The following is a 12381-nucleotide window of genomic DNA, read 5'->3' on the forward strand; positions in this document are numbered from 1 at the left end:
AGCCTGGTCGGCGATGGGCTGAACCGACCCCGAAAGGATTCCTGTGACACAGCCGCCGCAGCGCGTGCCCACCATCTTCGGCCGAGGGTCCTGGCCTGAGGCGAGGCGGATCGCCGACATCCTGCGCAAGGAGACCATCGGCGGAGTTCTGCTGCTGGCCGGCGCGGTGATCGCTCTGATCTGGGCCAACTCGCCGTGGGCCGACCGCTACGAGGCGCTACTCAATTTCACTGTCGGTCCCGAGGCTTTGCACCTCGACCTGTCCCTGGGCAAATGGTCGGCCGACGGGCTGTTGGCGATCTTCTTCTTCGTGGCCGGTCTCGAGCTCAAACGGGAGTTCGTCGCCGGTGATCTGCGGGATCCGCGGCGGGCCGCGGTGCCGGTCGCGGCCGCGTTGGGTGGTGTGCTCGTACCCGCCCTGATCTACCTGGTCGTCAACGCCGGCGGCGCCACTGAGGGGTGGGCGGTCCCGACGGCCACCGACATCGCGTTCGCGCTGGCGGTGCTCGCGGTCGTCGGCCGGTGGCTGCCGTCGGCGCTGCGCACGTTCCTGCTGACCCTCGCGGTGGTCGACGATCTGCTGGCCATCGGGATCATCGCGGTGTTCTACACCGATCATCTGTCGGTGCGGCCGCTGTTGGGCATGCTGGTGCCGCTGGCCCTGTTCGCGGTGTTGGTGCAGCGCCGGGTCCGGGCCTGGTGGCTGTTGTTGCCGCTGGCCTTCGCGACGTGGGCGCTGATGCACGCCTCCGGGGTGCACGCCACCGTGGCCGGGGTGCTGCTCGGCTTCGCCGTGCCGGTGCTGCGCCGCGACGGCGGCGACGGGCCAGGGCTGGCCGAGCACTTCGAACACCGCTTCCGGCCGCTGTCGGCCGGCGTCGCCGTGCCGATCTTCGCGTTGATGTCGGCCGGGGTGACGATCGGCGGCCTCGACGGGCTTTCCTCGGCGCTGACCGACCCGGTGGCGATCGGCGTCATGGCCGGTCTGATCCTCGGCAAACCGATCGGCATCGTGGCCGCGACCTGGCTGACCGCCCGTTTCACCCGAGCCCGGATCGACGCGGGCCTGGCCTGGATCGACGTGACCGGCCTGGCCGTGCTGGCCGGCATCGGCTTCACCGTCTCCCTGCTCATCGGCGAGCTCGCCTTCGGTGCGGGCACCGAGCGCGACGCCCACGTCAAGGTCGCCGTACTCGCCGGCTCACTCGCCGCGGCCCTGCTCGCCACCGTCGTCCTGCGCCTGCGCAACCGCACCTACCGGCGGATGTACGAGGCCGAGCAGGTCGACAGCAACCGCGACGACATCCCCGACGTCTACCAGGGCTGACATGCTGCTTCTCGCTTTCGCGTTAGTCCTGTTGATCGCCGTCCTGGTGTCGGCGCTGGCGAAGCGGACGATTCTGTCCACCGCCGTGCTGTTCCTGGTCGCCGGTTTCGTGCTCGGTCCCGAGACGACAGGCGTCATCGACGTCCAGGCGGACTCACCGATCGTGTCCACGCTGGCGGAACTGGCGCTGTTTGCGGTGCTGTTCACCGACGGCATGCGTGTCGGCTGGGCCGACCTGCGCTCCGCGTGGCAGCTCCCCGGCCGCGCTCTCGGCTGGGGATTGCCGCTCACCCTGCTGGTGACGGCGGTCGCCGCCCATTATCTGGTCGGGCTCGGATGGGCGGAGTCGCTGCTGATCGGGGCGATCCTCGCGCCGACCGACCCGGTGTTCGCGTCCGCACTGGTCGGCAACGACAAGGTCCCGGCCCGGCTGCGGCACCTGCTCAACGTCGAGTCCGGGGTCAACGACGGGCTGGCGCTGCCGTTCGTGATCGTCTTCCTGGCCGTGGCCTCGGGCTCCGGCGACCTGCATCTGGGTGAGCTGGCACTGGAGATCTTCCTGGGCCTGCTGATCGGAGTGATGATCCCAGTAGCGGCGATCCTGCTCGAGCGCAGCCGGTTCTTCTCCGCGTCGCCGGCTTACGAGCCGCTCAACGGATTCGCGATCGGCTTGCTGGTCCTGGCAGTGGCCCAGGTGTCGCACGCGAACCTGTTCCTGGCGGCGTTCGCGGCCGGCATCACGGTGGCGACCTTCGGACCACGGCAACGGGCGGCGTTCGAGCACTTCGGTGAGAACATCGCCGAACTGTTCAAACTCGCCGCCCTGCTGGTCTTCGGTGCGCTGATCTCGCTGGAGTTCCTCGCCGAGATCTCCTGGACCGGGTGGGTGTTCGCGGTCCTGGCCATCTTCGTAGCGCGGCCCGTCGCGCTGTGGCTGTCGTTCCTGCGTTCCGGCCTGGACGTCAAGGAACAGGCGGCGGCGATGTGGTTCGGCCCGAAGGGCTTCGCCTCGGTCGTCTACGGGCTGCTCGTGCTCGAGTCCGGCATCACCGCCGCCGACGAGATCTTCCATCTGGTCGCGCTGACCATCGTCCTGTCGATCGTGCTGCACTCCTCGACCGACGTGGTGGTCGCGCGGTTCTTCGACGACGAGGCGGACGTGCCGGCCTGGCACGGGGTGCTGCGCCGCACCATCCGCTCGGCGAAGCCCCGCTGAGGCGCGCCCGCGTATCGTGAGTTCCGGTGTGAGGAGGCGGATGTGCACGCGCGCGACGTGGCGATCTCGATGAGCACGGTGGGCGAGGATCTCCCGGCCCGTGAGGCCGTGCGGGTGCTGGCCGCGCAGGACCTGCCGGGACTGGTCGTGGTCGACGGCCGGGGGCGGCCACTGACCGTACTGGCCGGTACGCAGGTGCTGCGGATGGCGCTGCCGTCGTACTGCCAGGACGATCCGGCGCTGGCCCGTGTGATCGACGAGGGCGCGGCCGACGTCATCCTCGACGGCATCGGCGACCGCACGGTGGCCGACCTGTTGCCGAAGAAGCGCCCGGAGCTTCCCGCGGTGCGCGGCGACGCGACGGTTCTCGAGGTGGCGTCGGTGATGGCCCGGTCCAACGTGCCGCTGGTCGCGGTGGTCGACGAGTCCGGCGTGATGACCGGTGTGATCACTCTTGACGGGCTGCTCGACCGGATGCTGGGAACCTAGAAGAACCTCAGCCAGAGGTAGGGCACGGCGAGCGCCACCGAGATCGCGGTGACGATCAGCCCGTACTTGGTGAAGCCCCAGAAGGTGATCCGGTGGCCGGCGCGCTGGGCGAGGCCGAGGACGACGACGTTGGCCGAGGCGCCGACGGCGGTGGCGTTGCCGCCGAGGTCGGCGCCGATGGCCAGGGCCCACCAGAGGACCTGGGCGTGGTCGTTGCCGCCGGAGGCGTCGACCAGTTCGCTGACGATGGGGCTCATCGTGGCGACGTATGGAATGTTGTCGACGATCGCCGAGAGCCCGGCCGACGCCCAGAGCAGCAGAAGCGTGGCGGGCCAGAGCTTGCCTTCGACGGCGCCGGTGGCAGCGTGGGCGAGTTCGTCGATGACGCCGGTGGCGACCAGGGCGCCGACCATGACGAACAGGCCGGCGAAGAAGATGAGCGTCGGCCATTCGACCTCGCGGGCCACCTCGTTGGCGTCGACGCGGGAGAGGGCGAGCAGCAGTAGCCCGCCGAGCAGCGCCACGACGGAGGGCTCGAGCCCGAGGACGGTGTGCAGGGTGAACGCCACGAGCACGGCGCCGAGCACACTGAGGCTGAGCACGGCCAGGCGGGGGTCGCGGATGGCGTCGCGCTCCCGCAGCGCCATCACCTTGGCGGCGCGTTCGGCGTCGTACCGGAAAGCCGTGCGGAACATAATCCGGCACAGGGCCAGCAGAACGACCAGGACGATGAGCACGAACGGCGCGAGCACGCTGAGGAATTCGTTGAAGGTCAGCCCGGAGCGGCTGGCGATGATGATGTTGGGCGGGTCGCCGACCAGGGTTCCGGCGCCGCCGATGTTGGAGGCGAAGACCTCGGCGATCAGGAATGGGATCGGTGGTACGCCGAGGCGGTCGCACACGAGCAGGGTGACCGGGGCGACCAGCAGCACGGTGGTGACGTTGTCGAGCGCGGCCGAGACGACGCCGGTGACGACGACCAGGATGACCATGATGGGGAACGGGCGGGCGCGGGCCTTCTTGGCCGACCAGATCGCCACGAACTCGAACAGGCCGGTGCGTTTGAGCACGCCGACGATGAGCATCATGCCGAGCAGCAGGAAGATGACGTTCCAGTCGATGCCGGCGTCTTCGGAGAAGAACGCGTGCTCGGCGTCGGTGGCGCCCAGTGCCAACATGATCGCCGCGCCGCCCAAGGCCACGGCGACCCGGTTGATCTTCTCGGTGGCGATCAGCACGTAGGCGCCGGCGAACACCACCACCGCGACCCAGGCGATCGTGCTCACCGCGTGCCCCCGGTTCCCGTCCAGACGTCATCGACCGCCGACCAGACTTCCCGGCACACCCGAGATCAACCTAGCAGCCGCCGCCGGAGCAGCGCGGGGTCAGGGGTTCTCCGAGGAAGGGTCGTTGCGCCTGACTTTGTCGAGACCGGCTTGCGCCTCGCGGACAGCCGCCTCGAGTTGGTCGGTCGTCGCTTCGACGGGCAGCGACCGATCGGCCTGATCGTCGCCGGCCCTCAGCCGGGCCGCGAGCTCGCGCAGGAGGATCACCTGTAGATCACCGAAGGCCGCCGAGACCGCGGCTCTGACCTGCATGAGCACGGCGAGCTGGTGTGCCCGGTCGACTGCCACAGCCCCACGCTAGCCACCAGCAGCTGACGTGGCACGGAATCTCGGCAGACCGCCTGGCACGGCCGGCCGAGGTCGATGACAAACCGTACTGGCCGCGACGAATTTGTCGAATGCGCCGAACACCAGCCTCGAACACTCGCATAGTGAAGTCGGCGGTGGCCTGCCACAAGCCCTGATTCCGATCATCCGGAAGAGGAGACCATGAGCTCGATGAGCCTTTCCACCGGGATCGGTGTGCCCTCCGACGGCGCGCCTCGCCGAACGTCCCTCGCCGACCTGAGCGTCAGCGCGAAGGTGATCGCATCAGTCGCGACCGCGGCCCTGGTAGCGCTGATCGTCGGCATCGTCGGCCTGGTCTCGCTCAGCCGGGCCAGCGACTCCGCTCAGCTGATCTATCGCACCAACGTCGCCAGCATCAAGGCGATCGGTCAGATGAAGTTCATCATGACCAAGACCCGGTCCGACGCGGCGAATCAGGCGCTGTCACTGACCCCGGAGACGACGAAGACGTTCACCGACGACGTCAAGGCCGACATCGCCGACGCCCAGACGGCGCTGACGGCGTACCGCAACAGCATGCCGGCGGCGAGCACCGACCTGATCGACCAGCTGGAGAAGACCTGGAACACCTACACGGGACTGGTCACCAGCAAACTGCTGCCCGCCGGCGAAAAGAACGATCTGAAGACCTGGATCTCGGTCCGTGCGAACGAGACACTACCGCTCCTGAACTCGATCTACGAGCAGCTCACCACCCTCGACGAACTCGAGACCGCCGACGCGGCCAACAACGCCGGCAGTGCCAGGTCGGGCTACGAGTCCAGCCGTACCACCTCGATCATCGTCTTGGTCATCGGGCTGGCGCTGGCTCTGCTGCTCGGTTTCCTGGTGGCCCGCAAGATTGTGCAATCGCTGACCAGGGTCACGTACGTCTGTGACGGCCTCGCCGACGGCGATCTGACCCGCACCACCGGCCTGGACACCCGCGATGAGCCGGGCCGGATGGGCCGTTCGCTGGACGCCGCGATGGGGCGGCTGCGCACAACGATCGCGACCATCGAGGGTTCGGCCGCTTCGCTGGCGGGGGCGTCGGAGCAGATGACCGGCACGTCGGCGCAGATCGCGGCGTCGGCCGAGCAGGCCTCGGTGCAGGCGCAGGCGGTGTCGGCCGCCGCCGAGCAGGTGTCGCGCAGTGTGGAGACTGTGTCGGCCGGTAGCGAGGAGATGGGCGCGTCGATCCGGGAGATCTCGCAGAACGCGGCGGAGGCGGCGCGGGTCGCCTCGGAGGCGGTCACCGTGACGGCGGCGACGTCGGCGACGATGAACAAGCTCGGGGATTCGTCGGCCGAGATCGGCAACGTCATCAAGACGATCACGGCGATCGCGGAGCAGACGAACCTGCTGGCGCTGAACGCGACGATCGAGGCGGCGCGGGCCGGTGAGATGGGCAAGGGCTTCGCGGTGGTCGCCTCCGAGGTGAAGGACCTGGCTCAGGAGACCGCGCGGGCGACCGAGGACATCTCCCGGCGGGTCGAGGCGATCCAGGCCGACACCAGCGGCGCGGTGGCGGCGATCGAGGAGATCTCTCTGGTGATCGGGCGGATCAGCGAGTTCCAGACGACCATCGCGTCGGCGGTGGAGGAGCAGACCGCGACCACGGCCGAGATGAACCGCAGCGTGGCCGAGGCGTCCGGCGGCACTGGCGAGATCGCGCAGAACATCACCGGTGTGGCCGAGGCGGCCCGGATGACGAGCCAGGGCGTGGCCGAGACGCAGCAAGCCAACGCGGAGCTGGCCCGGATGTCGACCGAACTGAGCAGCCTGGTGTCAACGTTCCGCCTGTAGCCGGGCAGTCCATAACGCGAGTTCGCTCGCCCGTCAGTTCGCGCCTGGGCCACTGACCATCGAGGAACCCTCGGGAACCATGATTTCCCCGCTGGCCGAGTCGGCGCTGCGGCCAAGTGGATGCGGCTCACCGGTCAGAGCAGCGAGGGCTTCGGCCACTTCCTGAATGTCGGCGCGCACATAGGTGGCGGTGACACCGATGTCGCGGCCGGTGTTGTGGCCGGCGTAGGCGCGGGCAACCGCATAGCCGAAGTGGCGTTCGACCCAGGTCAAGGTCGTGTGGCGCAGCCAGTGGATGCTGACCTGCTGAGTGGCCACCCAGGGCAAATGTCGGCCAAGGCGCTCCCAGAGGTAGTCGTAGCGTCTCCGGGTAATCGGCCGCCCGTTGCGGTAGCGCAGAACCTGATCGGTTGGTTCGTGTCCGCCTCGATCGCTGCAATGGTCCAGCAGCGCCTGCATCAAAGTCGGAGTGACGGGCTGCCAGCGAACGGTTTCGCCCTTCTCCCGCAGGCGAATCAAGCTCTGAGCCGGGTCAAGATCTGTAAGCCGCAGCGCGAGGGCGCCACCGCGCCGGCACGCTGTTTCGAGGTGCAGTCGCAGGATCAGGGCGTCCAAATGCGGGTCGTTACCCGTCGATCCAGGAACCTCGACGATCTCGGCGAGCCGGCCATCGGGCAGAGCACGGCGGGTGCTGGCCAGACGCCGTGGCTTCGGCACGCGAGCGGCAGGATCGTCTGCCGCGCTGATGAGCCGATCGGCCACCGCCTGCTGGTAGAGGCAGCGGATGGCCGAGATGAGGTGCTCCGCCGCACTGCGGCCGCCGCGCGTGTTGCGACGAATTACGACGTTCTGCTTGACACGCTCGGCGAGCTGCTTGATCTCGAGTGGGGTGGGCTCGTCGATGCGGCGGCTTCCCCATTCGGCGCCGATCTTCCGCCAATACGTGTCGTAGAGGCGGCGCGTTCCGTCGGAGACGGCCATCGAGACCTTCGCGATGTACTCGTCGAAGGTGGGCACGGCGGTTGGTCGTGGCGTCTGGGTGAACAACTGCTCGGGCGTTAGACCGAGCCGGTCGAGCAGAAGCCGGACAGCATGCAGCTCCGAGCCGGCGGAAGGCTCTGAGACGCTCACACGAGACTCCCGAACGCTTGCGCCAGCAGGTCGTCCAAGATGGCGGCGAAGCAGATGAGAAGAGCGTTCTGATCCGGAACGGCCGCCAGCAGAAGCCGATCGCCGGCGCGCATGCCATAGCGATGCCGAACCGCTGCGGGCAACCGGAGAAATCCTTCCCTAGTGAGAGCCTGCCTGGCGCTGTCGTCTGGCTGGACAAGGATCCGCTGGGCGCCTACCTCGATCGCGACGCGCTGATGAGGTTCCCAGCCCAGGGCGTTGATTGCCGACCGATCGGCGAGACGACCTTGCCGATCGCAGGCGGTCAACGCGTAGTGCACTGTCGACTGCATCCGTGTTGGTCTGACAAGTCCCGGAAGCGGCAGCGCGGCAACGGCCGAAGCGGCGACATCGCGAGACCCTCGTTGGGACGCTGGCGCGACTCGGCTCGAGCTGCGGGCCGCCGGTGGATCATTACGGTTGCGATCCATCCGACAAGAAAACCCGCTGCACCGGCCGGCCGGCAGTTGTCTGAGGTTGTCCGCCGTTAACCCCATCGGCTTGCCTCGACTCGCTTTTCACAGGCCGCTGCCGGCATCCTTGGGCGGCGGGACAACTGGAGACAACGGCGGACAACTTCCGGGCCCCAGGGATCGAGCGGCAGCATGGGCCTGTCCAAGCGCGATCAGTGTCATGGGGCTCCGCTGCGAGTAGGCACCAGCGTTCGAGGCGGGGCCGACCGTGGCGATCGCGCCCTCCGTTTCTCCCGGGAGGTTCGCGGATGACGCGATATGCCGTAGACGATCGAAACCGCACCCTGATCAGCATGTGGCCAACAGCCCTCGGCGACCGGGCGGCCACCGTCGCGCAGTTCCCGGCGACGGCAGAGCCTGAGGAGCAACTCGCTGCGGCCGAAAGACTGACGTGGCTGTCGCAGGTGCTGTGGTTCCACTACACCAGCCAATCCGACGCCGAGACAGCCCCGACAGCCGGCCCACGTTGTCGGCTGTCGAGGGCCAGATTCAAACGCGCGGCCGCCGCTGTCGAACGTCCGGACCTCCCCGACGAGACCGGTCAGGTCCACAGCCACTACGACCCGCTCCTGGAAATCGCGCACGCCGCCGGACGAGCGGTGGCCGACATCGGCGACGAGCAGTTCAAGCAAGCGGTCATCGCCGACCTCACAGAGGAGATCGAGTCCGTCGTCCAAGCCACCAGCGGCGACTTGAGCGGCCGGGCCGCCCAAGCAGCATTGCTGAGCACCCCGGACGCGCTGCAAGCCCACATCACCGCCGCCAACGACCTACTAACCCAGGACGCCCTGGTAGACCTCACCCGAATCCTCACCGTCGAGCCCACCGCGGCCGCTGTAGCCGCCGCCCACTGGCTCAAAACGGCCGCCGACGTCGTCGCCCGTATGGCCCGCATTCCCACCCGCAAAGTGCTCGCGGAGGCCGACAACATTCAGCCAGGCGAGTACGCGGCTGCGAACGAACTCCTCCAACGACTCGAGACCGGCGAGTCCGTGCATGATGTCGCCGTCGACATGATCAGCGAAGCCCGCCTTCTCGCCCACGGCACCATCGCGACCATCAAAATGGCGCAGTTCGTCAAGTACGCGCTGGACTCCCCGTCGCCGTTCATCGATATCACCGTGCTGGAAGTCGCCCGGCCGGCGCCGAGCTTGCTCGAATCGCTGACGGCCGGCATCCGTGGATGCCGCCTCCTGTACGCCGAACATTGCGCAGACAACGACGAAGATTCCGAGCCCGAGGTCAAACACGAGGAGGCGCGAATCGACGAAGAGTTCCGCGTGAAGGTCCGCGCCCAGGCTCTCCGAAAGCCACTCCGGCCGAAGGACTGAGCAAACGCCTTGAGGTGCTGCGCCTTCACCCGGCCGGAGGAGTGGAGGCGCTGCCTCGGCCGTACGTGCCTGCGCGCCGTAAGATCCATGTGACGGGTGCGGCCGTTGGCGATCGGAAGTCAGCGCACCACACTGGCAGTGTGGGGGTCAGGGTGGGTGCCTGACCAGCAACCATTCTAGTTCGTCGATCGTTGGGCCATGACGTGATCCGGTCCCACTATCAAAGGTGATCTGTTGGAAAACCGCGAACGTCGGCGCGACGAGAGCGTTCACAAACTCGCGGCCGAGCTCGGCATCAGCGATCTCGAAAAGTTCTTGCGAGCGTGCCTTGCGAACAGCGCGATGATGACTGGCCTGACTTCGTCGCCTGCTCCCGCGCAAAAGCTGAAGTACACCGTCGACGAGGCGGCGAAGCTTCTCGGTGTTTCGTCGCGATGGCTTGCTGACGAATGCCGCACTGAACGCGTGGAGCACGTGCACCTTGCCCGGCGCCGCTCCTTCACGCACAGCCAGCTGCTGGCACTTCTGAAAAGGCATGAGGTTGAGCCTCTGGATCGTCGGGTCGACGGTGAGCTGGAGCGGATCAAGCGGCGCGTTGCGCGCGACCGCGCTATCCCGGCGCATCGCCGCGGATAACCGGACGAGGCGAAGTCGGTCGTACTTTGGCGTGTCCGGCCCGCGTGGACGGCCGGCCAACCACGCGGGCCGGCCGTCCCAACGTCGTCCTATCGCGGCGCGGACCCGAGCGGATGCGCCTCGCCCGTCAACGCCGCCAACGCGTTCGCGAGTTCGTGCATGCTCGCCTTCACGTAGCCCGCGGTGGCGCCGACGTCGCTGCCGGTCGTCTCGGCGTGCCCGGCGTAGGCGCGCGCGACCGCGTAGCCGAAGTTCCGCTCGACCCAGGTGATCGTTGTGTGCCGCAGCCAATGCGCGCTGATCTGCTGGGTCGCGACCCAGGGCAGCCGGAGCCCGAGTCGCACCCACAGGTGGTCGTAGCGCCGGTACGTGATCGGCTCACCGTTGCGGTACCGCAGCAGCTGTGCGTTCGGCGGCGCCTTTCGTTCCAGGGCATGTGCGTGCAGATAGCCCATGAGCGTCGGCGACACGGGCTGCCACCGGAACGTCCCGCCTTTCTCTCGCAGCAAGATCAGGCACTGCTTCTCATCCAGGTCGACCGGACGCAACGCCAGCGCCCCACCCCGACGGCACGCGGTCTCGACATGCAGCCGAATCAGCAAGCCGTCGAGTTCAGGATCATCACCGCTGCTAACCGCCACCTCGTAAATCTCGGACAGGCGGCTGTCGGGAAGTGCTCGGCGGGTGGAGGTTAACCGCTTCGGCTTCGCGACCTTCAGCGCCGAATTCTCTGCCTCGGTGATGAAGCCGTCAGCGGTCGCTCGCCGGTATAGGCATCGCAGCGAGGAGATGACGTGCTCCTCGGCGCTGCGGCCGCCGCGGCCGTTGCGTCGCTGCACGCGGTTGGCCTTGACGTCGGCGATCAGGGAACGGATCTCCGACGGGTTGATCTGATCGATGCGCCGGTCACCCCAGCGCTCGACGGCCCGGTTCCAGTACGTCCCGTACGCCTTGCGCAGGCCAGGCGTCACCGAGGCCGAGACAATGGGCACGTAATCGGCGAACGTTGGAGCCGTGGGGCGCACCGGTGCGCCGGCCACCAGATCGCTGGGCGAGATACCCATGCGTTCCAACAGCATCCGTGCGGCCTCGACGGTGGATTGATCGAGAGTTGGCTCGCCCATCAGCCCTCAGCTCCCCACACCGAGTCGAAGACCTGAGCGACAACCTCATCCAGCACGGTGGGCGGATGTACCAGCAGCAGGCCACCCTCCGGATAGGCGGCCAGCAGCACCCGGCTTCCTGCCCCGAGCTCGCACCACCGCCGGGCAGCGAGAGGCAGATACAGGAGACGGTTGGATTTCACCGTGAAGATGCCCCGGCTGTCGGCGTAGATGCCGACCAGGCCACGGCTGACCCGGATCTCCAAACGCTGCTGCGGCTCCCAGCCCAGAGCAGTGAGGATCGCCTTGTCGGCGATGCGACCGCCGGCGTCCAGGGTGCACAGGCCGTACACGGCCGTGCCGATCCGCTTCGTCGACAGCTTCAACAGCGGTAGAGGAGGGCGCGCGGCCAGGGCGCCGCGCTGATTCCAGGACGGCGCCTCTGTGCGGCGAGTGGGGATGACCGGCGGTATGACCGCCGGGGGAGTGTGGTCGGTCATGGCGTCCACCGCCGAACCGGGATGACCGGTTTTGACCATGCCACTGATGAGTGTTTGTGGTGGTCAGGCATGCCTGACCACCATTACGTTGAATAACGCACGGATGCGATGAGGTTGTGTCCGGAGCCCAACACGAGAGATATTCACACGGTCATCGTGGCGCGTGCATTGACTCTGTCGTCGTGACGGCAATTTGCCACAAGGACACACATCCTTCGGGTTAGGGACCGAGCGCGCTATCCCAAAGAGGCCGCGAAGCGGCGGGCCGACGGCAAGGCCTACTACCAACTCCACGCAGAAGCGCGGCGAAGTACGCCGTCCGGTGGCGGAAAGAAAACCCGCACCGCAGGCGGGATCAAGCCGATCGCCGCGTCGAGTGGATACTGAATAACCCTGGCTTCGTCCCGTTCGGAAACGTGGAGTGGCAGAAGCTGCTACGCCAATACTATTACCGCTGCGCTTACTGTGGCGTCCGCGCTAGTGAGCTCGAAAAGGACCATGTTGTCCCGCTTGCGCGAGGCGGCCGGCACGCCATCTGAAACATCATGCCGGCCTGCAAGAGCTGCAACATTTCGAAGTACAACTACCTACTCGTGGAGTGGAGGACCGCCCAGAGAAGGCGCAGGCCCTCGCCATCTGTCCACTGATGTTGGCGAC

12 protein-coding genes are annotated in these 12381 nt (G+C 67.5%); 6 read left to right on the top strand and 6 right to left on the bottom strand.

The window, feature by feature from the left end; all coding sequences use genetic code 11:
* Positions 1 to 43 precede the first annotated feature (43 nt).
* Genes nhaA through CRP55_RS08620 form a run of 3 tightly spaced genes read left to right on the top strand, consistent with a single transcriptional unit; the run spans position 44 to position 3032 of the window.
* Positions 44 to 1327: a Na+/H+ antiporter NhaA gene (gene nhaA, locus CRP55_RS08610; protein ID WP_097319133.1), complete on the top strand. Its 1284-nt coding sequence runs from the start codon at positions 44 to 46 to the stop codon at positions 1325 to 1327.
* 1 nt (position 1328) lies between these two features.
* A complete protein-coding gene (locus CRP55_RS08615) occupies positions 1329 to 2543 on the top strand; it encodes a cation:proton antiporter (protein WP_097319134.1) in 1215 nt (404 codons plus the stop codon).
* Between the two features lie 42 nt (positions 2544 to 2585).
* Positions 2586 to 3032, top strand: coding sequence for a CBS domain-containing protein (locus tag CRP55_RS08620; RefSeq protein ID WP_097319135.1), 447 nt, complete (start codon positions 2586 to 2588; stop codon positions 3030 to 3032).
* On the opposite strand, the gene CRP55_RS08625 is transcribed toward CRP55_RS08620, so the two are convergent.
* Positions 3029 to 4318, bottom strand: coding sequence for an ArsB/NhaD family transporter (locus tag CRP55_RS08625; RefSeq protein WP_097319136.1), 1290 nt, complete (start codon positions 4316 to 4318; stop codon positions 3029 to 3031). The two genes, CRP55_RS08620 and CRP55_RS08625, sit on opposite strands and share 4 nt — an antisense overlap.
* A 99-nt stretch (positions 4319 to 4417) precedes the next feature.
* A complete protein-coding gene (locus tag CRP55_RS08630; protein WP_143234471.1) occupies positions 4418 to 4666 on the bottom strand; it encodes a hypothetical protein in 249 nt (82 codons plus the stop codon).
* Positions 4667 to 4876: 210 nt separating this feature from the next.
* Here CRP55_RS08630 and CRP55_RS08635 point away from each other — a divergent pair, with 210 nt between their 5' ends.
* Positions 4877 to 6511, top strand: a complete 1635-nt coding sequence (locus tag CRP55_RS08635) for a methyl-accepting chemotaxis protein (RefSeq protein ID WP_097319243.1) — start codon at positions 4877 to 4879, stop codon at positions 6509 to 6511.
* A gap of 33 nt (positions 6512 to 6544) precedes the next feature.
* Here CRP55_RS08635 and CRP55_RS08640 read toward each other — a convergent pair whose 3' ends face one another.
* Positions 6545 to 7642, bottom strand: coding sequence for a site-specific integrase (locus CRP55_RS08640; protein ID WP_097319138.1), 1098 nt, complete (start codon positions 7640 to 7642; stop codon positions 6545 to 6547).
* The gene (locus CRP55_RS08645) at positions 7639 to 7962 is read right to left on the bottom strand and encodes an AbrB/MazE/SpoVT family DNA-binding domain-containing protein (RefSeq protein WP_143234473.1); all 324 of its coding nucleotides are present in this window, start codon (positions 7960 to 7962) and stop codon (positions 7639 to 7641) included. Before CRP55_RS08645 ends, CRP55_RS08640 begins: the two co-directional genes overlap by 4 nt.
* A gap of 440 nt (positions 7963 to 8402) precedes the next feature.
* Between CRP55_RS08645 and CRP55_RS08650 the strand changes: the two genes are divergently transcribed.
* Complete coding sequence (locus tag CRP55_RS08650) at positions 8403 to 9485, top strand: hypothetical protein (RefSeq protein ID WP_097319140.1); 1083 nt, start codon at positions 8403 to 8405, stop codon at positions 9483 to 9485.
* A gap of 234 nt (positions 9486 to 9719) precedes the next feature.
* Positions 9720 to 10121 carry a helix-turn-helix domain-containing protein gene (locus CRP55_RS08655; protein ID WP_097319141.1) on the top strand — a complete coding sequence of 134 codons (402 nt, stop codon included), beginning with the start codon at positions 9720 to 9722 and terminating at the stop codon, positions 10119 to 10121.
* 89 nt (positions 10122 to 10210) lie between these two features.
* Here CRP55_RS08655 and CRP55_RS08660 read toward each other — a convergent pair whose 3' ends face one another.
* Both CRP55_RS08660 and CRP55_RS08665 read right to left on the bottom strand, forming a co-directional pair.
* Entirely contained in the window at positions 10211 to 11245 is a 1035-nt protein-coding gene (locus CRP55_RS08660; protein ID WP_097319142.1) for a tyrosine-type recombinase/integrase, read from the bottom strand.
* The gene (locus CRP55_RS08665) at positions 11245 to 11724 is read right to left on the bottom strand and encodes an AbrB/MazE/SpoVT family DNA-binding domain-containing protein (RefSeq protein WP_143234475.1); all 480 of its coding nucleotides are present in this window, start codon (positions 11722 to 11724) and stop codon (positions 11245 to 11247) included. The genes CRP55_RS08660 and CRP55_RS08665 overlap by 1 nt, the downstream gene beginning before the upstream one ends.
* Positions 11725 to 12381 lie beyond the last annotated feature (657 nt).

It is taken from the genome of Paractinoplanes atraurantiacus, from assembly GCF_900215205.1.
Lineage (GTDB): Bacteria > Actinomycetota > Actinomycetes > Mycobacteriales > Micromonosporaceae > Actinoplanes > Actinoplanes atraurantiacus.

Excerpts from the sequence above, each read along its gene's own strand:
- CRP55_RS08660 (WP_097319142.1), bottom strand. The coding sequence starts at position 11,245 with ATGGGCGAGCCAACTCTCGATCAATCCACCGTCGAGGCCGCACGGATG.
- CRP55_RS08650 (WP_097319140.1), top strand. The coding sequence starts at position 8,403 with ATGACGCGATATGCCGTAGACGATCGAAACCGCACCCTGATCAGCATG.
- CRP55_RS08635 (WP_097319243.1), top strand. The coding sequence starts at position 4,877 with ATGAGCCTTTCCACCGGGATCGGTGTGCCCTCCGACGGCGCGCCTCGC.
- CRP55_RS08665 (WP_143234475.1), bottom strand. The coding sequence starts at position 11,724 with ATGACCGACCACACTCCCCCGGCGGTCATACCGCCGGTCATCCCCACT.
- CRP55_RS08615 (WP_097319134.1), top strand. The coding sequence starts at position 1,329 with ATGCTGCTTCTCGCTTTCGCGTTAGTCCTGTTGATCGCCGTCCTGGTG.